The organism is Paenibacillus pinihumi DSM 23905 = JCM 16419, assembly GCF_000422505.1.
Taxonomy (GTDB): domain Bacteria; phylum Bacillota; class Bacilli; order Paenibacillales; family Paenibacillaceae; genus Paenibacillus_D; species Paenibacillus_D pinihumi.
This window is the reverse complement of the sequence record NZ_KE383870.1, coordinates 113,384-131,961: the sequence shown is the minus strand read 5'-3', so window position 1 is coordinate 131,961 and position 18,578 is coordinate 113,384. Positions and strand designations below refer to the sequence as shown.

The 18,578-nt window shown below is 51.7% G+C and carries 19 protein-coding genes; 12 read left to right on the top strand and 7 right to left on the bottom strand.

The features are described 5' to 3' along the window. Window positions 1-94 precede the first annotated feature (94 nt). From rsbW to H583_RS34955, 3 genes are all read left to right on the top strand, one after another. On the top strand, window positions 95-559 hold the full coding sequence (rsbW, locus tag H583_RS0131045) for an anti-sigma B factor RsbW (RefSeq protein WP_028563877.1): 465 nt from the start codon (window positions 95-97) through the stop codon (window positions 557-559). Then, the gene (locus H583_RS0131040; RefSeq protein WP_028563876.1) at window positions 556-1,335 is read left to right on the top strand and encodes a sigma-70 family RNA polymerase sigma factor; all 780 of its coding nucleotides are present in this window, start codon (window positions 556-558) and stop codon (window positions 1,333-1,335) included. Before rsbW ends, H583_RS0131040 begins: the two co-directional genes overlap by 4 nt. 285 nt (window positions 1,336-1,620) lie before the next feature. Next, a complete protein-coding gene (locus H583_RS34955) occupies window positions 1,621-2,742 on the top strand; it encodes a magnesium transporter CorA family protein (RefSeq protein WP_051237275.1) in 1,122 nt (373 codons plus the stop codon). 91 nt (window positions 2,743-2,833) lie between these two features. On the opposite strand, the gene H583_RS0131030 is transcribed toward H583_RS34955, so the two are convergent. Beyond that, the gene (locus tag H583_RS0131030; RefSeq protein WP_028563875.1) at window positions 2,834-4,000 is read right to left on the bottom strand and encodes a PP2C family protein-serine/threonine phosphatase; all 1,167 of its coding nucleotides are present in this window, start codon (window positions 3,998-4,000) and stop codon (window positions 2,834-2,836) included. A 46-nt stretch (window positions 4,001-4,046) separates the two neighbouring features. Further along, window positions 4,047-4,550, bottom strand: a complete 504-nt coding sequence (locus H583_RS35810) for a DUF948 domain-containing protein (protein ID WP_051237273.1) — start codon at window positions 4,548-4,550, stop codon at window positions 4,047-4,049. Window positions 4,551-4,725: 175 nt separating this feature from the next. Here H583_RS35810 and H583_RS36405 point away from each other — a divergent pair, with 175 nt between their 5' ends. Continuing rightward, window positions 4,726-4,887, top strand: a complete 162-nt coding sequence (locus H583_RS36405) for a DUF1328 domain-containing protein (protein ID WP_028563874.1) — start codon at window positions 4,726-4,728, stop codon at window positions 4,885-4,887. Window positions 4,888-4,986: 99 nt separating this feature from the next. On the opposite strand, the gene H583_RS0131015 is transcribed toward H583_RS36405, so the two are convergent. Then, the gene (locus H583_RS0131015) at window positions 4,987-5,967 is read right to left on the bottom strand and encodes a Gfo/Idh/MocA family protein (RefSeq protein ID WP_028563873.1); all 981 of its coding nucleotides are present in this window, start codon (window positions 5,965-5,967) and stop codon (window positions 4,987-4,989) included. Window positions 5,968-6,138: 171 nt separating this feature from the next. On the opposite strand from H583_RS0131015, the gene H583_RS0131010 reads away from it, so the two are divergent. From H583_RS0131010 to H583_RS0130980, 7 genes are all read left to right on the top strand, one after another. Then, entirely contained in the window at window positions 6,139-6,927 is a 789-nt protein-coding gene (locus H583_RS0131010; RefSeq protein WP_036711644.1) for a lipase family protein, read from the top strand. Between the two features lie 268 nt (window positions 6,928-7,195). Beyond that, a complete protein-coding gene (locus H583_RS34945) occupies window positions 7,196-8,470 on the top strand; it encodes a sugar phosphate nucleotidyltransferase (RefSeq protein ID WP_051237271.1) in 1,275 nt (424 codons plus the stop codon). 12 nt (window positions 8,471-8,482) lie between these two features. Continuing rightward, window positions 8,483-8,710 carry a hypothetical protein gene (locus H583_RS0131000; protein WP_028563871.1) on the top strand — a complete coding sequence of 76 codons (228 nt, stop codon included), beginning with the start codon at window positions 8,483-8,485 and terminating at the stop codon, window positions 8,708-8,710. Then, window positions 8,707-11,088 carry a cyclic di-GMP-binding domain-containing protein, MshE-related gene (locus H583_RS0130995; protein WP_028563870.1) on the top strand — a complete coding sequence of 794 codons (2,382 nt, stop codon included), beginning with the start codon at window positions 8,707-8,709 and terminating at the stop codon, window positions 11,086-11,088. Before H583_RS0131000 ends, H583_RS0130995 begins: the two co-directional genes overlap by 4 nt. A 27-nt stretch (window positions 11,089-11,115) precedes the next feature. Further along, window positions 11,116-12,114, top strand: a complete 999-nt coding sequence (locus tag H583_RS0130990; RefSeq protein WP_028563869.1) for a glycosyltransferase family 2 protein — start codon at window positions 11,116-11,118, stop codon at window positions 12,112-12,114. Further along, window positions 12,083-12,490, top strand: a complete 408-nt coding sequence (locus H583_RS0130985) for a GtrA family protein (protein WP_028563868.1) — start codon at window positions 12,083-12,085, stop codon at window positions 12,488-12,490. Before H583_RS0130990 ends, H583_RS0130985 begins: the two co-directional genes overlap by 32 nt. A 134-nt stretch (window positions 12,491-12,624) precedes the next feature. Then, entirely contained in the window at window positions 12,625-14,223 is a 1,599-nt protein-coding gene (locus H583_RS0130980) for an ArnT family glycosyltransferase (RefSeq protein WP_028563867.1), read from the top strand. Between the two features lie 176 nt (window positions 14,224-14,399). On the opposite strand, the gene trhA is transcribed toward H583_RS0130980, so the two are convergent. The 3 genes from trhA to H583_RS0130965 all read right to left on the bottom strand — a co-directional run bounded on the left by trhA (window position 14,400) and on the right by H583_RS0130965 (window position 16,512). After that, window positions 14,400-15,044: a PAQR family membrane homeostasis protein TrhA gene (trhA, locus tag H583_RS0130975; protein WP_028563866.1), complete on the bottom strand. Its 645-nt coding sequence runs from the start codon at window positions 15,042-15,044 to the stop codon at window positions 14,400-14,402. 90 nt (window positions 15,045-15,134) lie between these two features. Continuing rightward, window positions 15,135-15,365 carry a hypothetical protein gene (locus tag H583_RS0130970; protein ID WP_028563865.1) on the bottom strand — a complete coding sequence of 77 codons (231 nt, stop codon included), beginning with the start codon at window positions 15,363-15,365 and terminating at the stop codon, window positions 15,135-15,137. Window positions 15,366-15,477: 112 nt separating this feature from the next. Beyond that, complete coding sequence (locus tag H583_RS0130965) at window positions 15,478-16,512, bottom strand: NADH:flavin oxidoreductase/NADH oxidase (protein ID WP_028563864.1); 1,035 nt, start codon at window positions 16,510-16,512, stop codon at window positions 15,478-15,480. Window positions 16,513-16,679: 167 nt separating this feature from the next. On the opposite strand from H583_RS0130965, the gene H583_RS0130960 reads away from it, so the two are divergent. Next, window positions 16,680-17,636: a D-2-hydroxyacid dehydrogenase gene (locus H583_RS0130960; protein WP_028563863.1), complete on the top strand. Its 957-nt coding sequence runs from the start codon at window positions 16,680-16,682 to the stop codon at window positions 17,634-17,636. 152 nt (window positions 17,637-17,788) lie between these two features. Here H583_RS0130960 and H583_RS0130955 read toward each other — a convergent pair whose 3' ends face one another. Then, window positions 17,789-18,520 carry a hypothetical protein gene (locus tag H583_RS0130955; protein WP_036711642.1) on the bottom strand — a complete coding sequence of 244 codons (732 nt, stop codon included), beginning with the start codon at window positions 18,518-18,520 and terminating at the stop codon, window positions 17,789-17,791. Window positions 18,521-18,578: the final 58 nt, after the last annotated feature.

Genomic DNA, 18,578 nt, shown 5'->3' with positions numbered 1-18,578 from the left:
CAGCCGGCATGAAAGGCCAGGTTCACAGGAAGAGGCTTGCCTGCTCTTGGCCGGCAGCAGCTTTAATATCTAAGAAGGGATCGAAGAAAAAGAGATGAAAGCAATCGAGGAAGTGGTAACCCTCCAGGTTCCGGCTACCGCAGAATATGTTGATCTGGTCCGGGTTACATTATATGGAATTGCAGCAAAGATGGGGTTTTCCTATGAGGCGATAGAAGATATGAAGGTTGCCGTCTCCGAGGCCTGCAACAATGCCATCCTGCATGCTTATGAGCAGGAGGTACCGGCCGTCTTGGAACAGCAGAACGTGGAAATCAAATTTATAAAACAGCTCGATTCCCTTTCCATAATTGTCAAAGATAATGGACATAGCAGTCGTGCAGTATCGGAAGCCCCGCAAACTTCCCCGCTGCATGGCAAAACGATCGGCGAAATTCATTCAGGCGGACTTGGTCTATACTTGATGCAGGCTTTAATGGATCATGTGGAGGTGCTAACCAGTGCCGGCACCCAGGTCACATTAACCAAGCGCCTTGTCAGGAGTGAAGAGTTGGCATGAGCAGCAGGCCTGCAAATTCGACACCGCTTTGTCCGGTAACGCTCATTCTGGAATATCAGAGCAACCCGAACAATGAAGCGGCAACTCTGCTGATTGAGCATTATGAACCGATGGTTCGGATGGCAGCCGGCAAAATATCGCGCAACCGGCCGGATTTGTATGAGGATCTGTATCAGGTCGGCCAGATGGCGCTGTTGCGGTTGTTTGAGCAGTTCGACGCCTCTGTCGGCATGCAATTCGAGCCCTATGCCATGAAAAGTATTATCGGTCATATGAAAAACTATTTGCGGGACAAATCATGGTATATACAGGTTCCCCGTCGTGTTAAAGAGAAGGGAATTATGCTCCAGCAGGCAATTGATGAGCTGACAGTGAAGCTGGAACGTTCGCCCAATGTAGAGGAAATCGCCGCATTTCTGGAGTTGAGCTATGAGGAAACATTGGAAATATTGGCCGGGAGAGACTTGTACCACTATGTATCTCTGGACACCCCGATCTCCGAGGAAGAGAGCAACACGACCTTGGGAGAGCTGATTGGCTCACAGGCGAATGATTATGATTCTGTAGATAAAAAGCTGGATCTGGTCGCCGCCATGTCCTGCCTGAAGCCGGAGGAGCAGAAGGTGCTGCTGCTCGTATTTGAGGAAGGACTGCCGCAGCGTTCGATCGCAGATCAGCTCGGCGTATCCCAGATGAGCATCTCCCGTATTCAGAAGCGTGCCATGGATAAACTAAAGCAGTATTTGACGGAAGAAGGCAAGGACGGATTCTACTAGGCAGCGTGCAAAAGCTGCTTGGCCGCCCGGCGCTGTGGCGCCCTGGCGTAACGGTTCCTTGGCTTTCGCTTTCGTGAAATGCTGCTTTTTTTTCTTAATTTTATTGAAAGAATGACTTTCAAGCAGGACCGCCGCGGGAAAGCTTCTCCCTGTTTCCCTTTCTTTTGCTCCACTTATACAGAAATTTTCACTGCTTGTTTTACAATCGATTCCCCAATAGGGTATGATGAACCTATATTTCGGAAGTTGGACAACCGAACAACCGACCCGGGAGGTCAAACTAGGATGGCACACCGCATATTTCGCTTTAACGCCGGCTGGGAATGGCTGCATGCCTTTCATTCCGCCGAACATTCATATGCAAAATTAAAAAAGACGCTCCCGGATTGCGCAAATTGGCTAGACGAATGCGAGGAGCGCGCCAATAACCATGTTGGTGTCAGTGAGCTGGCAGACGGCTCCTCCGTTCTCCATGGAACATTGATGATACAAATATCAGAGGATGAGAGCGATATTCAGCCCCTGCATTTCTGGGTGAGCCGGGAAAGGCTGGTATCCATTCATCATGATCTCAGAATTCCGATCCGTCTGCAAAGTTCGCCCTGGAGCGAGAAGCTCGAACGGAGCGGCAGCGCTCCTGAGGCGTTAATGATTTTGCTCGGACTCATTCTGGAAACCTTTCACAGCGGAATGGATGAATTTGAGGTCAAGCTGAATCAACTTGAAAATACAATGCGCAACCGCAACCGCACAGACCTGATGGACAGCATCTTCGAACGCCGGTATGACCTCTTGCACTGGAGCCAGCTCTTTATCCCGGTTGTGGAGACACAAAGCGCAGCCAGGGAAGCCTTTCTGGACCAGTTCGAGGAGACGGACAGCTACCATCGCCTGCGCTACAAGATGGACCGGATCGACGGCCTGCTCAATCATTACAGTCTGCAAATTGACACCCTCATTTCCATGGATGATGCCCTGTCCAATTTCCGTGGTACGGACATTATGAAGACTCTGACCATCTTCACCGCTATTTTCACACCAGCCGGCATTATTGGCGCTTTGTGGGGAATGAACTTTCAGCGTCTTCCCTGGCTCAAGGAGACTTGGGGCTTTACCGTGGTGATCTGCATTACACTGGCGATGACTATCGGCATCTATTTGTGGCTTTGGTACAAGGGCTGGACAGGCGATCTCCTAAAGGGAAAATACCACCATTCCCGGCTTACAGAAGACAGCCGAAGCCTGCGAAAACGCCGCAATCAAGCCAAGGCGCTTGATCCACATATCGGACACCCCATGGCAGGGGAAGACGATATTCCGCTAACGCGCTCCCGAAAAAAACGCAGCGCAAACAAGACGTTGACAGATGCAACTGCTCCCTCCTCGTTTGCTCCGCGTAAACGATGAACCGCTTATACGCATATCAACGAAAGAGCCTGACCGGACATGGAGAAGACCGGATCAGGCTCTTTGTTGATGCAATATAGATCAGCTTTCATTACTGCTTCATATGAACCCAGACAAGACAACGGTCATCCGGCCGGCCGGTCTGAACGTTATCCAGGAAAAAGCTCTCCTCCCATCTGCTTATGGCCTCTCCCTCTGCCGGCTCTGCAAGCTGTTCAAACAGCGTTTCCAGCTTCTCATTGTCCGGTGCGTTCACGACATCGATGACCCCGTCGGTTACGAGCACAACCCGGTCCCGCTTCCCGATCCCCATTGTTTGCTTGGTCACCTTGATCTGTTCAAACATCCCGATTGCTGTGCTTCCTCCCTGGAGCTGCTCTGTTCCTCCTTCAGCCCGAAGAAGCAGACCCGGCGGATGACCGGCATTCACATATTCAATCTGGCCTCTATCTACATCCACAACCATATATAGGGCCGTATAATAATACTGGATAAGCTGGTCCGCAAATTGAAGCTGCAGCGCCCGGCGGTTCAGTTCCTGAATAACCAGCACGGGATCGACCAGCTTGATCATGGCATCCTTGAGCACGGAAGCAATGAACATGCATACCAGAGACGAGGAGATCCCATGCCCCATTGCATCGACTACAGCCACGCCGTAACGGCTGTTGTCAATGCGGTGCCAGGCATACAAATCTCCCGCCAATTCTTCGGAAGGACGGTAAATAGCGCCAATCTCGATATGCTCCTCCACTACCGGCTGGGGCAGTACCGCCGACTGCACCTCTCTGGCCAACTGAAGCTCCTCCCTAAGCTTGCGGTCCTGCTTCTTATGCCAGTCCTTCTCCTCCTTCAGACGAAGGGCGACCCGAATTCTGGCAAGCAGCTCGACCTTGTTGATCGGCTTGGTGACATAATCGCTGGCCCCGGCATCAAGCGCTTCGGCCAGCTTCTTGGAGTCTCCGATTGCCGTTACCATAATGATCGGGATGTCCTTAATCCGGGCTGAATGCTGCAAGGACCGGCAAACGGCAATTCCGTCAATTCCTGGCATCATCATATCGAGCAGGATCAGGTCGTATTCCGGCTCACCGAGCTTCTGTCCGGGATATTCGGCTCCGTTCTCATCCAGCCCGACAAGCTCAAATGTCTCCTGCCCGGAAGCGGCTGAATGCACATCCCTGTAGCCCGCCCGTTTGAGCATTTCTTTAACGACCGTTACATTCATTGGATTATCATCAACGACGAGTATTTTCATTGTTCAGCTCCTTGAATCTCTTAGCTCGTAAAAGCCTTTAATCCGCTTATCTTTCATTATCTATCCTGCCGCCTGCAGAAGCAAACGGCTGCTCGGCAGTAACAGAATTGCTGCGCCGGCCCTGCTCTACAAGCCCTTTGGCTGCCTGATAGGTTCGGATTCCGGTCTCCACCCAATCCAGCCATTGGGGTACAGTACTTCCCTTCTGCGCATTCAGCACCGCCCGTCGCTTCAAGCTGCCCGACCAGGTCGCAGACAGTTCTTTGGCTGCTTCTGTTACCTCATTAACAGCCGCGCCGACATTTCGGACCGAAGACATCAGCGGATCAACCGCACTCACCTGATGGTTCACCTGGTGTACGAGCTCATTAACACCCTTCATTAATTGCTGAACATCCTCTTTGGATTGTTGCACCAGTTCTTTGGTTTCCCTCAGCGTTTCGTTAGCCGCCTGTATCGAAGCCTGAGCCTGACGCAACGTTTGAACCAAAAACACAACCAGTACGACTACCGCAATTGCAATAATAAGGACACTAATTTCGATCAGCATATGCTTCCCCCGTTCCGTGCTTCTTGTTCTCCCTGTTACCCTGTGTATATCGTTACCCGCTCGCCCGGGCGGTGAATCAAATCGTCCTTTCTTGTTTCAAAGCGGCTGCCTGTTGGTTATGTTCAAAGCAAGCAGGACGAGCTAGAAATAATTTCAGAGAGGAAAGGTGATGAATATGCTTCAATGGGCAGCCATATTTTTTATTATTGCGATCGTAGCCGCTATTTTTGGTTTTGGGGGCATTGTCAGCGCAGCAGCCGGGATTGCCAAAGTGTTATTCTATATCTTCCTGGTTCTGTTCCTGATCTCGCTCATTACAGGGCGCCTCAGAAGATAGAAAAATCATATGCATACAACCAGGGTATTCTTGACACACACAGGGGCTTGTCCCATGGTCCGGCCGACCTTGGAACAAGCCCCTGCTTTTGTATGCTTACTATGATAAAGCTAAGATTTTTACCGGCTTGCCGCTTTGAGCCGATTCATTGGCTGCCACGGTTACCTGCTGTGTCTTCCAGGCATCCTCGTACGTGGACAAAATGCCGGATGTGTCCCCTGTCCGCAGCGCATGTAAAAATGCGCGCGTCTCACTGGCATAGGGGTTGGAGACATTTTTATATTCATGGGTGTTCTCGCCAGCTGTCTCGACCAGTCCGCCATGCGTAAGCTCCAGATTGTTGCCATCTGTAAAGATGCTCAAGCCCGTATGCCCTCCGCCGCTCAGCATGCAGGCATTGGACAAGTTGGCTACCGCACCGCTTGCCAGCTTCAGTGTCACGGTGCCGACATCGGCAACAGAAACATTGTCATGCTTGTTATGCATGACCCGTTGCGCATAAGCGGCATATACCTCGGTCACTTCGCCGAGCAAATAACGCAGCAGATCAAACAAATGCGTCGTCTGTTCAACAATCTGGCCGCCGGAGCCTTCCTGCTTTCTCCACCAGTAGACGCCCGGCATGCCGCCCATCCATTGGCCAAGCGCCATCCCGACCACCTTGTCCTTGAGCAGCTGACGGGCTTTGGCCGTGCTGTCCATATATCTGAAGTGATAGCCTACCGAAGTAATAAGCTGCTTTTCCTGCACGCCTTTAAGGATCGATGTCGGCGCTTCCATATCAACGCCCAGCGGCTTTTCTACAAGGAACGGAATCCCCCTTTGAATCAGGGCATGTTCGATTTCTCCGTGTGCAAACGGAGGAACACATATGTATACGGCATCCAGCTTCCGGGAATCGAGCATGTCGGTAATCTTGCCGTAGCCTCTGGCATCATCAAATTGCCGGGAAAGCTCATCGGCCTTCTCCTTGCTTGATCCGCAAATGGCCGCAACTTCCACGCCTTCCTCCGCGGCCAGCAGCTCGCCGTGCATTTTCGAAAACCATCCTGTGCCTATGAGTCCAACCTTTAAAGTCATTGATGCAGTCACTCCTCTTCTGCCATGGTTTACCTCATTGTAGCGCATACATAACAAATTGTCAGCAATAGCCCGCCAATAGGCGTTTGCCCATCGCCCTCTGGTACAAATGCACATATATATAGGATAGCATTAGCATTTCTGACAACCTGAATGCAAGGAGACAACGATATGGGCAAGAGTACAATCAATATGAGAACAGCACTGTTCCTTGCTGCGGTATGCGCACAGACATACACCCAGTTCCACAACCGCGACGGAACCTTCATCATGCCCAAGGGCTATCATCTGGTTGGCAGCCTGAAGGGCACCTCTTATCAATCTTCAAAGGAATGGTTCGGCTTTGTCATTGCCTCGGATAAAGCCGCTGTCGTCGCTTTCCGCGGCACAGGCACTGCAACTGAATGGGTTTCGGATCTGATCGCCCGTCAGACAGACTACCGGTATGTAAAGAACGGCGGCATGACGCATCAGGGCTTCACCGATATATACCGCTCCCTCCGCGGACAATTGGTCGAGCTCGTCAGCAAGCTCCCCTCCTCCCTCACGCTGTACGTTACGGGACACAGCCTTGGCGGAGCTCTTGCCACGCTCGCCGCACCAGATTTAAACGCCTGCTTCGGAGAGCGGAAAATCAAAGTCTATACGTACGCCTCGCCCCGCGTCGGAGACCCTTCCTTTGTCCGGATGTTCAACCGGAACATTCCGGTATCTGTACGCGTCGCCAATAAGTACGATATCGTGCCCCAGCTTCCCCCGCTCCTGTACCGGTCCCCGAAGACAGAGAAAACCTACATTTATTTGCATGTAAAAGGAGAATACAAATTGGAGCAGCAAGCCGGCTCTATACCGGCCAATCATTCGCTCGCCACTTATTTTGATGCGCTGGCCAGCCAGGCTCCCAAAATAGCCGAACAAGTATGTGCTGACCCTGCAGGCTGGTGTCCGTCCGCAACGTGACACGCCTGCTGTTTTTTTGTTCAGTTTCTGTCTAGGCAGCAATGGTACAATAGAATTAAAAAAGCGGGACTATAGTTTTACGTGGGAACTTTTGCTACATATTGACACACTCCTGAGGCTCATCTATAGTAAAATTCAAGGTAAGCTTATACTTTTTTAATAATTTATTTTTATACTAGAGCTGTGGTCAGTTTCGACATCTTTCGCAGCAGCAACTGCTATAAACTGGACTGCACGTTCTAAGGTGGCCTAACCAGGAGGATTTTGCATGAAGATTATTCTGTTATCTGGGGGAGCCGGAAAGCGTCTGTGGCCCCTTTCCAATGAAGACCGCTCCAAACAATACTTGAAACTGCTGAAGAATCAGACTGGCAAAGCGATTTCGATGCTGCAAAATACACTGCATGAGCTTGGTGAAGCCGGCCTGTTGGAGCATACCGTGATAGCCTCTTCTGAAAACCAGCTATCGCTGCTTCAGGAGCAGCTCGGCAGTTCCGTTCCTTGCATTATTGAGCCTGAACGAAGAGATACATATCCGGCTATTGCTTTATCCGCCTCCTTCATGCATTCGGAATGGAATATACCGGACGATGAGGTCATCATCGTGCTGCCCGTAGACGGTAAAGCGGATTCCACCTTTTATAAGAGGCTGTCTGAGCTGAAAGCTGCTGTAGCAAGCGGAGACAGCCGGATTGCACTGCTGGGTGTAACCCCAACCTATCCATCCAGCAAATATGGTTATATTGTTCCTGCCACAGATTGCAGGCAGCAGCCCTATGCCATAAAGCGGTTTGTCGAGAAGCCGGATACTGCGACCGCCCTTGAACTGATTGAACAAGGGTCGTTATGGAATTGCGGTATTTTCGCATTCAAGCTTGGCTATTTGATCGGCAAACTGCGCGAAGCAGGTTTTCCTTCCGATTTCCACGCACTCAAGAAGAGCTATCATCTGCTTCCGAAAACCAGTTTTGACTACGCCATTGTCGAACAAGAGCCGCTGTTAGGCGGCCTTTTATACGAAGGGAACTGGGAGGATATGGGCAATTGGGAAGCGATTTCCACATTACTCAACCAGCCTGTCTATGGGGATGGCATTCTCGGAGACGGCTGTGACAACACCCACATCATCAATGAACTGGAAACGCCTGTCATCGTCAATGGAATTCCGGATGCCGTCATTATCGCAGGGGAAAGCGGCATTCTCGTCACGAACAAACGCCAGGCCGGCAATATCAAGCCGCTGGTTGACCGGATCAAGCCGGCTGACACCTCCCTTGCAGCCAGCAAAAGGCTGGATACGCAATACAGTGGTGATGGCAGCATCAGTGTCCAGACGAACCGGATCACACTTCCCAAGGGTGCGCGCTATGAGCGCCCTGCTTCTATGGTTCGTGTACAATGGCTGCTTGCCTATGGTTACGGTGAAGTGGCGGAAATTGACGGGCAAAGGATGCCGGTTGCTTCCGGCCAGACACTTTTCCCCTCGCAGGGCAGCTATTTTGCCGCTATGGAGAACTGTGTTCTAATTGAGATTTTGACCTAGGAGGATGAAGAAATGAGAACCAAACGCGCCCTTATTGGTTACCGCTCTGAAGAGGTGATCCGATATGTGGAGCTGCTTCATGCCGAACAGGAATCGCTGCTTGCGCTCCAGGCAAGCGAAGAGGCAGAATTCGAGCTTAAATATAACAAAATGGTGGCTCAGAGCCTCTCTCTTCAGCAGGAATTAAAGTCCATGCTAAACAAAGAGCGGCTGCTTGCCGAGCGTACGGGCGCGCTATGAAGAAATTCAGACTCCGGGTGGGAGGACTCAGCATTGGCAGTGCCAAGCGGCGGATCGAGGCGGCCAGCCGGCAGCTTGACGATACCAATGCAGCGCTGGAGAAGCAGCGGACAGATCAGCAGAACCGGATGCAGCGGCTGGAGAACGAAATCAACGAGCTTCAGCTCCGCATTCAGGAATCGCATATGCGGATCGAACAATATGAGCGGCGAGCCGCCCCGGCGGCACGGGAAACGGCGGCAACTGCCACTGGCACAGCAGCTGCAACTTCCGCGGCTGTATTGGCTGCGCAATCAGGCAGTGAATCCAAGCCCCGCAGGATGGGCGACATGCTCCTTGAAGACGGGAAAATTACGGAGGAGCAGTTGCATACCTCTATTCAGCGCCAGCGCCAGTTCGGCGGCAGGCTGGGCGATATTCTGATCGACATGGGCTTCGTACAGCCGGATGACTTGAACCAGTACTTGAGCAGCGAGAAAGGCCGGCTTGGCGACATTCTGGTGCAATCCGGCAAGCTGACCCGGGAGCAACTGGACAAGGCGCTTGCCTTCCAGCAAAAAAGCGGCGGCATGCTTGGCGATGTGCTGCTTTCCCTGAAGATGATTGAGCCTAGCGAGCTGTACCGGACCATTGCGACCCAGAACAACATCGGACGGATCGGAGCGGATCTGACGCTGGAAACCACGCTCAAACTGCCTGAATCCGTTGCAAGGGAACTGGGACTGGTCGTCATTCACCAATATGTCAACCGCTATCTGGTTGCCGTGACAACACCGCTGTCCGATGATACGGTACAAAAGGTTGAAGCCATGCTGGAGATGCCAATTGAGCAGGTGCTGGCAACCAAGGATGAGATGGAACACTTCTGGAAGGAAGTCTACACTAGCGAAATGCTTCATGAGAGCACGAACAGGCTGGCTAGCGAGCAGCCGCATAATTCGGCACATACGACGTTTACGAAGCCGCAGACCGGAATCGCAATTGGAATCGGCGTTCTGCTTGTAATCGGCCTGATCGTGAACTTCTGGGTAACGCTGCTTGCAGTCAACATTGCCATACAGCTTTTCTATTTTATTATGTCTGTCTTTAAATTCTGGGTGATTATGCTCGGCTCCCGCAAGGGAGCGCAATTCAGATTCACGGATGAAGAGATTTCCGCTATGGATGAGCGGGACTTGCCGATTTATACCATTCTTGTTCCTATGTACAAGGAAGCGCAGGTTATCCCCCACCTCATCTCCAATCTGGAAAATCTCGACTATCCAAAGGCGAAGCTCGATGTCAGACTGCTCATTGAAGAGGATGATATCGAGACACGGGAACTGCTCGAATCCATGGATTTGCCCTTTTACTATACAACCTTGATCGTTCCCGACAGTCTGCCAAAGACAAAGCCCAAAGCATGCAATTACGGCCTGATTCGCGCACGCGGCGAATTCGTCGTCATCTATGACGCAGAAGACCGTCCGGATCCGGATCAGCTGAAAAAGGTAATCGCCACTTTCCGCAAATGTCCGGAGGAATTTGCCTGTATCCAGGCAAAACTCAACTACTTCAACAGCAGCCAGAATTGGCTGACACGCTGGTTCACACAGGAATACAGCATGTGGTTTGAACTGCTGCTGCCGGGCATTATGAAGCTTGATGTGCCGATTCCGCTTGGCGGAACCTCTAACCACTTCAAGCTGTCCGTACTGAAGGAATTGAACGCCTGGGACCCTTACAATGTCACCGAGGATGCGGACCTTGGCATCCGTCTGTATAAACATGGCTACAAGACAGCCATCGTGGATTCCCGTACCTGGGAAGAAGCCAACAGCCGTGTCGGCAACTGGATCAGACAGCGCTCCCGCTGGATCAAGGGCTACATGCAGACCTGGCTCGTGCATATGCGCAATCCGGTGAAACTGTGGCGGGAGATTGGCCCGAAGGGCTTCCTCGGCTTCCAGGTCATGATTTTGGCCACGCCGCTGCTGCCGCTGCTCAACCCGATTTTCTGGGTGATGCTTATCTTGTGGTTCGGCTGGCATTTCGAATTTATTCCCCGGTTTTTCCCGGGTGCGATTTACTATCTGGCAAGCGTGGAATTTTATGCAGGCAATTTCCTGTTTATATTCAGCAATGTGGCTGGTGTGTACTGGGTCATTCATGAATTGGAGCAGAAGCGAAGCCAGATTTTCTCCTATTCTCTCGTACGCTATGCGCTGCTGACCCCAATTTATTGGGTCATGATGAGTCTGGCAGCGGTCAAAGCCGCCTGGCAGCTTATTACGAAGCCGTTCTACTGGGAGAAAACCGTTCATGGCCTCCATGACCCTGCCTTCGACGATCATGCACAGGCACAGGGACAAGGACAAACACCAAATCAATCACTTTGAGCCCACCGGCAGAGAGGAGAAGCCGCTATGGAGAACAGCAAGCCTGAGCTTTCTATTGTTATTCCGGTCTATAATGAAGCGGAGCATCTGGCCGAATCGCTCGTGACGATAGCCGCGGCGGCCGCTTCAGTCTGCTCCCGGTATGAGCTGATCGTCATCGATGACGGCTCCAGGGACCAGACGTGGGAAGTGCTCGAGAAGGCCTCCGGCTACATAAAGGGCTTGAACGCACTTAGGCTGAGCCGTAATTTCGGCAAGGAGTCCGCCCTGTGCGCAGGCATCGAGCATACCCGGGGAAAGGCTGTTATTATAATGGACGGCGATCTGCAGCATCCCCCGGGACTGATCCCTGAAATGGTTCAGCTGTGGCGCTCAGGGTTTGAGGTCGTCGAATGCGTGAAGACAAGCCGGGGCAACGAAAGCTGGAACAAGAAAGCCGGCGCCTCGCTGTTCTACGGAATGCTTAACCATCTGTCCGGCTTCGATCTTAAAAATGCTTCCGACTTCAAGCTGCTCGATGAGAAGGTCGTCGAGGCCTGGCGCCAGATGCCGGAGCGTACTATGTTTTTCAGAGGCATGTCAGCCTGGCTTGGCTTCCGGCGTACCCAGCTTCCTTTTGAAGTTCAGATACGTTCCGGAGGAGCGAGCCGCTGGAGCATTCAGTCCCTAATCAGGCTGGCGCTTGACGCTATCGTGGCCTTCTCGACCAAGCCGCTTCGAATCGTAACTTATATCGGCTTGTTGTTTTTCGTATGCTCGGTGGCGCTCGGCATTCATACGCTCGTCAACAAGCTGCAAGGCAGCGCTGTGACCGGATTTACAACCGTTATTCTGCTTCAGTTGATTATAGGTTCGGTTATTATGATCTCCATCGGCATTGTCGGGGAGTATATTGGCGCTATTTATCATGAGGTGAAAGGCCGTCCGCGCTACCTGGTCAGTGACAGAAGCCAGCATGCCGGTTCCGTCCAAACCGTTGAGGAGAGAGGACAAGATGCTGTCTATTCTGCAGTCTCCCCTCATTAAGTACGGGATTGTCGGCCTGATCGGGACCGCACTTCATTTTGCCCTGCTTGTAATCCTTGTGGAATGGGGAGGCCTCCATCCGATTGCCGGTTCAGCGCTCGGCTTTATCGCAGTTCTGGTCGTATCGTATATTCTGAATTCCAAGTGGACGTTTACGGATGCTTCCGGACAAATCCGCCTTCGGCAATTTATCAAATATACAATCGTCTCCTGCTCCGGACTCCTGTTGAATACAGCGGTCATGTATGCAGCCGTAGAGCTTGCCCATCTTCCCTACCTGCTCGGACAATGCATCATTACGGTTCTCGTACCGCTTCATAACTATATTCTGAACCGCCGCTGGACCTTTCGTCCGGATGTACAGGAGAAAGCCTGAAGCTAATTGCCTTTCGCTCCAGGATGCCTTCCGCCTTTTGGGCAGGGATACATGGCTGGCGCCGCCTTCACCGGCGTCAAAGACGGTACATCAGCCTTTAGGGGCTTGTATTGTAAACGCAAAGGAGTTCAAGGATGACAAAACGCAGTATTCTTCCGTGGGTTATATTTCTTTTCATATTCGCCGGTGAGTTCGCACTGGGCTTCTATATCAGCTATGTGAAGGGATACATGCATACCGATGCACTGAGCCGCGTTGCCAATGCGTTCTACGTTCTGTACAGCAGAGACCCTCACCTTGGCGCCATCGGCTTTATCTGGAATCCGCTCCCGAGCCTTATGGAGATGGTGCTGCTTATTTTTTATCCGATCTTTCCGGTACTGGCGTCCCGCGGGCTGGCTGCCGTCATTATGACGTCCATCTTCTCCGCTCTGACCGCTTTGCTGCTGTACAAGACGGGAATCCGATATGAATTATCCAAATTAATGAGTGCGACGCTGGCGCTGCTGTTCAGCCTGAACCCGTTTGTGTTCTTATTCGGTGCTAACGGGCTTAGTGACGCGCCTTATGTCTATTTTCTCATGTATACGGTCATTGAGTTCAGCTTTTGGATCAGGGAGCGCAAAACAAGCAGCCTGATCTTTACCGGCTTTGCTCTGGCGCTTGCCTTCTGGACCCGGTATGAGGCCGTTCCGTTCGGACTGTCCCTGGCACTCGGCATCGTAGTTGTTGTCATGATGCTTCATCACCGGGAAGCGAGCGACCCTCAGCTCAAGCTGCTCGAAAAATACAACAAAATTGAGGCAACCTGGATTCTGGTGCTGGTGCCGTCTATTTTTTCGGGACTGCTGTGGATTTTCTTCAACTATACGATTATGGGAAATCCGTTCTATTTCCTGAACTCGGAATACTCCAACGTCGCGCAATCGGAAGCGCTCAAGAACGATGAAAACTTTGTCCGGCTGTTCAACAGTCCGCTGCTGTCGCTGTGGTTCATTGCCAAGAAGACGATGTGGTATTCATTGCCGCTGCTTGGGGTGCTGCTGATCCGGCTGTTCTCAAAACGTCTTCACAAGCCTGACCTGCTGATTCTGCTGCTGCTGTTTGCCGCAGTACCGGGTCTGCAATTCGCCCTGCTGATGAAGGAATCTTCATTCGGCTGGTTCCGGTATTTCATGTATGTCTTCCCGGTCGTAACGGCATGGCTGCCCTATGAGCTTAGCCTGATCAAGGAAAGATGGAAACAGCGTGCTGCCTTCTCCTTGCTCGCTGTCTGTCTTCTGTGCACAGCCGGTTTGCTCTCTTATGCCGTGACAGATCCGAAGATCGCACCGGACGAGAACAACTTCCTCTCTATCGAAACAAATGAATATGCCGAGGCCCAGCGTTTGGAACGCACGATTGCCCAGTGGCTGGATAACAAATTTACGAATGAAACGATTATGACTGATTCTTCAAATGCCTTTACAATTCTGGTGAACACCAGTAATCTGAAGAAGTTTCTGATTACGAGTGATTATGATTTCAAGAAAGCATTGAATGATCCGGTTGGTACCGAGGTCGAATACATTCTCGTGCCAAGACCGTTCCGCAATGGTCCGAAGAGCGCCATTAATATGCAATATCCGGACCTCTACGACAATGGCGCACCGTGGGCTACACTGTATCATGACTTCGACAACCAGTGGCGCTTATACAGGGTTCATGAGCCGGTAAAGCCGGAAAACAAATGATCTCAAAAGTAGTCTAATCGTTTATTACTCACACAAGCATTCTAAAAGCTAAAACAAAAAGGTCGAATTCGGGCTTGCCGCCTTTGAATTCGACCTTTTTGTTTCCTTAATGCTGCTTTGAGCAAATGGTTCCCGCAGCGCTATATCCACTACATATGCCAAATAAAAAAAGCCTCTCAACGAGGCAGTACATACAACAATATGGCGAAGAAATGAAGTGTTGAGCCGCCAAGAACAAATAAATGCCATACCGCGTGATGGTAAGGGAAGCTGCGCCACATGTAAAATACTGTTCCGAACGTGTATAACAGTCCGCCGCCAATCAGCAGCTTTAAGCCGCCAGGCGCCATATTCTCAACCAGCGGTCCCCAGGCGAACACAATAATCCAACCCATCGCGATGTAAAGCAGCGTTGAGGTGAACAGGAATTTCGAAGCAAAAAAGGATTTGAACACCACGCCGGCGATTGCTATGCCCCAGACGATGCCAAACAACGCCCATCCGGTCGCTCCTTGTACCACATTAAATAGTATAGGCGTGTAGGTTCCTGCAATAAAAATATAAATGCAGGAGTGGTCCATGATTTCAAACAGGTCCTTGATTTTGCCCTCCGGAAAGCTGTGGACCAGAGTAGATGACACATAAAGCAGCAGCATCGCGCTGCCGTAGATGGTGAAGCTCACCACATGCCATGCTGTTCCCTTCAAAGAAGCAAATACGATAAGCAGTACAAGCGCTGCCACACTCAGCAGCGCTCCGATACCGTGCGTAATCGCATTGGCGACTTCTTCTCTCCGGGTATAAGTGTGGGTATTTGCCATCGTGCCCAATCCCCCTTCTTTCGCTCGGTGTCGGCATATCAGGTACAGCTCGGCCGCCCATGACATATGCCTACCAAGCAGCCCGTGATATTATACGCCCATGCGCTTGCGTTGGTTATTGATTTTTTTCGTATTTTGGCTTCTCATTTTAGGCTGGTTGCCCGCGGCCTGGTGTTTCTTTGGCTGATTCGCTTCTGCTTGGGCCTGTTTCTTCTGCGCAAGCTTCTGCTTCATAGCCTCGGCCAGCGAAACTTTGCGGGGCTGAGAGCTCTCTTCTGCGGCTGCCGCTTCATTTTCCGTATTCAATGGCTTGTCTGTCATCGTTAATCACCTCGTTACAGCAGGAATAGCTCTAGTGTATCTCTTTTTGCAATCAATTTCCACTATATTTACGGACTTTTAAGCTTCTGCACGAAAGGCATCAGGCTATTCGTTAGTAAGCCCGCTTATACGGTCTTGGCACATGCGCTTCTTTCCCGTTCTCCCCGGACAGGGACAACAGGGCATGAGACGCCCAATACGGATCGCGCAGCATTCCCCGCCCTACAGCCACAAGATCAGTTGCCCCGCTCTCCAGCACCTGCTCCGCGAGCGACGGCTCCTCAAGCACGCCAACTGCGATAACCGGAACCTGCAAGGCTTCCTTGATGCCCCTCGCCATCCCCACCTGATAGCCGGGGCTGTAGCTTGGCTGGCGCTCCTTCCCTACCGGCCCTTCTCCCCCGGTGGATACATGGAAGATGTCCACCCCTGCTTCTTTGTATCGGGCTGCAATCCGGATCATATACTCCAGACCATAACCGCCATCCATATACTCCACAGCTGAAATGCGCATGATTAGCGGCATGCCTGGTGGCATAACCTCCTTGACAGCCCGGATAACTTCCACACCGAATAACGCCGGGTCATCCCCGTACTCATCCTCCCGCTTATTCAGTGAAGGGGAATGGAATTCATGAATCAGATAACCATGTGCGCCATGCAGCTCTACCGTATCAACGCCTGCGGCTACTGCACGTCTTACAGCCTCCCGGAATTGATGAACCATAGTCCTGACCTCTTCGGTATCAAGCGCCCGCGGCAGCTTGTAGCTGCTGTCGAATGCAAGTGCGGAGGGCGCGACCGGAGGATTCGCATCCTGCGCCTTCCGTCCGGCATGGGCGATCTGGATTGCTACCTTGGCTCCATGTTTCTGGCATTCCCTGATGATTCTTGCGAACGGAGGGACATGCTCATCTGACCATAAGCCAAGACATTGATCTGTAATTCGGCCATCCGGCTCGACATTCGTCATTTCGATAATAATCAACCCCGTGCCTCCGACAGCCCGGGAAACATAATGAATATAGTGCCATTCGTTCGGAATGCCGTCCTTCGCTGTAACGGAGTATTGGCACATCGGCGGCATGACAATACGGTTTTTTAATTCCAGTCCTTTTAAGGAAAAAGCTTCACTCAAGCGACTCATGTCCAAGTTTCCTCCTTGGTATTATATGTACACAGCAGCGTTAACTGCCAACTTTTTTCATTGTTGCTGTTATCATGGTAACATAAGAAGCAGAAGCCCGTCTTTGGACAAACAAGTGTCTACTCAGCCATTATAATGGAGTGTCATCACACCGGGAGGGAATACATATGCCAACACTTATCGGTTTACAATCCTTTACCAGAGAACAACAGGAGCAAATCCGGGCCGCAGCCCCGGGCTGGACATGTATCTTTGGCAAAGCAAAAGAACTCGATCCGCAAATTTTCACTGAAGCTGAAATTATATGCGGCTGGAGCCATATCGCAGCGAAGGAGGCGCTCCATGGCGCTTCCCGTCTTCGCTGGGTGCAGAGCTGGGCGGCTGGAGTGGACAAGCTCCCGCTTGACCAATTCGAGCAGCATGGCGTTACTCTTACAGATGCCAGCGGCATTCATCCCGTTCCCATGGCGGAAACAGCATTTGCCCTGATGCTCGGGCTGACCAGAAGCATCCATCTTGCTGTCCGCAGCCAGACTGCTTCTGTATGGGATACCGGAGGCTCCTATGGGGAAATGCATGGCAAAACCATCGGCATTATCGGCGTCGGGGAAATCGGCCGCCATATTGCCAAATTATCCAAAGCCTTCAACATGCGTGTACTGGGCGTACGCCGCAGCGGAGAAGCGGAAAACGGTGTCGATGACATGTACACGTTGTCCGGACTGGCAACCGTAATGGAGCAAAGCGACTACATTGTTAATGTTCTGCCGCTCACCAGCGAAACGGACGGACTGTTCGACGAATCATTATTTAACCGGGTTAAGCGTGGAGCGTGCTTTATTAACATTGGACGTGGTGCAACGGTAAAAACGGAAGCACTAATAAACGCTTTGCAGGACGGGCGTTTAGCATCAGCAGGATTGGATGTCTATGAGACGGAACCTTTGCCTCCCGGCCATCCGTTGTGGTCCCTGGAAAATGTCATTCTTACCCCCCATATCGGCGGCGCCAATCCCGATTATGATGCGCGGGCATTCAAGCTGTTCATCGGCAATCTGGCCCTGTATACCCAAGGACAGACCGGACAAATGCGCAATATTGTGGACTATAGCAAACGTTATTAGAGAAGAATGTACAGACAGTTTCAGCAAATTCTTAAAGCGGCTCCGTGACAAAGGTCTGCCTGTACCTGCAGGCTGTCCTTTGCTCCGGAGCCGCTACTTTTCATAAATTTGAGTTCTGCAAAAACCTTACCCTGCCATCCGTTTGTAATTTATTACCTTACAGGCAGAGCGAGGCTGTTGTGAATCCAGTCCCAAACCCGCCCCAATGTCTTCTCCATATTGGACATTTGCTGTTCATCGATGAACGGAAGATCATGGCGCAAATAATCCGTATGTCCGCCCAGCAGATGAATACCCTCAATGTGAGCCGGGGCGTACTTCCTTGCATTCCAGCCCGGCAGCCGGAAACGGCCCGCCGACCAGCCGCCCCAGCTTCCCAGCCGGGTGATCGGGTCCTTGGCCCGCCCCTCGCCATCTACCGCATGAATGTAATAGACATGGTGGCGAAGCTCCGGCACGATGGGGACCTTGGGTGAACCGATCTGCACGATCCGGCATTTATCCTGATCCAGTCTCTTCTCCCTGCTCAGAATGCGAACCGCCTGATAGGCAGCAGCACCGCCGCCGCTATGTCCGATCAGCACCAGCGGTTCCCCCGAGTAAGAATTCCGAATGTGGCTGGCGGCAATTCTTCCGCCCTTGCGCGTGATGCTGATACGGTGGGGAAGATCCCCGCTTACCTCCCGTACCTGTGACAAGATGCTGCGGCTGTCATCACCATAAGGAAAAATAGCTTCGACCACAGGCTCCCAGCCTGCCTTTCTTGCGACCTGAGCGATCATATCACAGCAACGGCCAAAAAAATGCGGAGCTGTAGCTATGCCTGCGAGCAGATAAATGCGCAGACGGTTTTCCTGGCCCTGCCCAAAGTTGTTTGTTTGCATCCTTATCCCACCCTCAAACACATTCATGAGGTTTAGTATGCGACACTTCAAGGACCGA

What these genes read in the sequence shown, in the direction of transcription:
- rsbW (WP_028563877.1), top strand. Translation starts at nt 95, where the DNA reads ATGAAAGCAATCGAGGAAGTGGTAACCCTCCAGGTTCCGGCTACCGCA.
- H583_RS0131040 (WP_028563876.1), top strand. Translation starts at nt 556, where the DNA reads ATGAGCAGCAGGCCTGCAAATTCGACACCGCTTTGTCCGGTAACGCTC.
- H583_RS34955 (WP_051237275.1), top strand. Translation starts at nt 1,621, where the DNA reads ATGGCACACCGCATATTTCGCTTTAACGCCGGCTGGGAATGGCTGCAT.
- H583_RS0131030 (WP_028563875.1), bottom strand. Translation starts at nt 4,000, where the DNA reads ATGAAAATACTCGTCGTTGATGATAATCCAATGAATGTAACGGTCGTT.
- H583_RS35810 (WP_051237273.1), bottom strand. Translation starts at nt 4,550, where the DNA reads ATGCTGATCGAAATTAGTGTCCTTATTATTGCAATTGCGGTAGTCGTA.
- H583_RS36405 (WP_028563874.1), top strand. Translation starts at nt 4,726, where the DNA reads ATGCTTCAATGGGCAGCCATATTTTTTATTATTGCGATCGTAGCCGCT.
- H583_RS0131015 (WP_028563873.1), bottom strand. Translation starts at nt 5,967, where the DNA reads ATGACTTTAAAGGTTGGACTCATAGGCACAGGATGGTTTTCGAAAATG.
- H583_RS0131010 (WP_036711644.1), top strand. Translation starts at nt 6,139, where the DNA reads ATGGGCAAGAGTACAATCAATATGAGAACAGCACTGTTCCTTGCTGCG.
- H583_RS34945 (WP_051237271.1), top strand. Translation starts at nt 7,196, where the DNA reads ATGAAGATTATTCTGTTATCTGGGGGAGCCGGAAAGCGTCTGTGGCCC.
- H583_RS0131000 (WP_028563871.1), top strand. Translation starts at nt 8,483, where the DNA reads ATGAGAACCAAACGCGCCCTTATTGGTTACCGCTCTGAAGAGGTGATC.
- H583_RS0130995 (WP_028563870.1), top strand. Translation starts at nt 8,707, where the DNA reads ATGAAGAAATTCAGACTCCGGGTGGGAGGACTCAGCATTGGCAGTGCC.
- H583_RS0130990 (WP_028563869.1), top strand. Translation starts at nt 11,116, where the DNA reads ATGGAGAACAGCAAGCCTGAGCTTTCTATTGTTATTCCGGTCTATAAT.
- H583_RS0130985 (WP_028563868.1), top strand. Translation starts at nt 12,083, where the DNA reads ATGCTGTCTATTCTGCAGTCTCCCCTCATTAAGTACGGGATTGTCGGC.
- H583_RS0130980 (WP_028563867.1), top strand. Translation starts at nt 12,625, where the DNA reads ATGACAAAACGCAGTATTCTTCCGTGGGTTATATTTCTTTTCATATTC.
- trhA (WP_028563866.1), bottom strand. Translation starts at nt 15,044, where the DNA reads ATGGCAAATACCCACACTTATACCCGGAGAGAAGAAGTCGCCAATGCG.
- H583_RS0130970 (WP_028563865.1), bottom strand. Translation starts at nt 15,365, where the DNA reads ATGACAGACAAGCCATTGAATACGGAAAATGAAGCGGCAGCCGCAGAA.
- H583_RS0130965 (WP_028563864.1), bottom strand. Translation starts at nt 16,512, where the DNA reads ATGAGTCGCTTGAGTGAAGCTTTTTCCTTAAAAGGACTGGAATTAAAA.
- H583_RS0130960 (WP_028563863.1), top strand. Translation starts at nt 16,680, where the DNA reads ATGCCAACACTTATCGGTTTACAATCCTTTACCAGAGAACAACAGGAG.
- H583_RS0130955 (WP_036711642.1), bottom strand. Translation starts at nt 18,520, where the DNA reads ATGCAAACAAACAACTTTGGGCAGGGCCAGGAAAACCGTCTGCGCATT.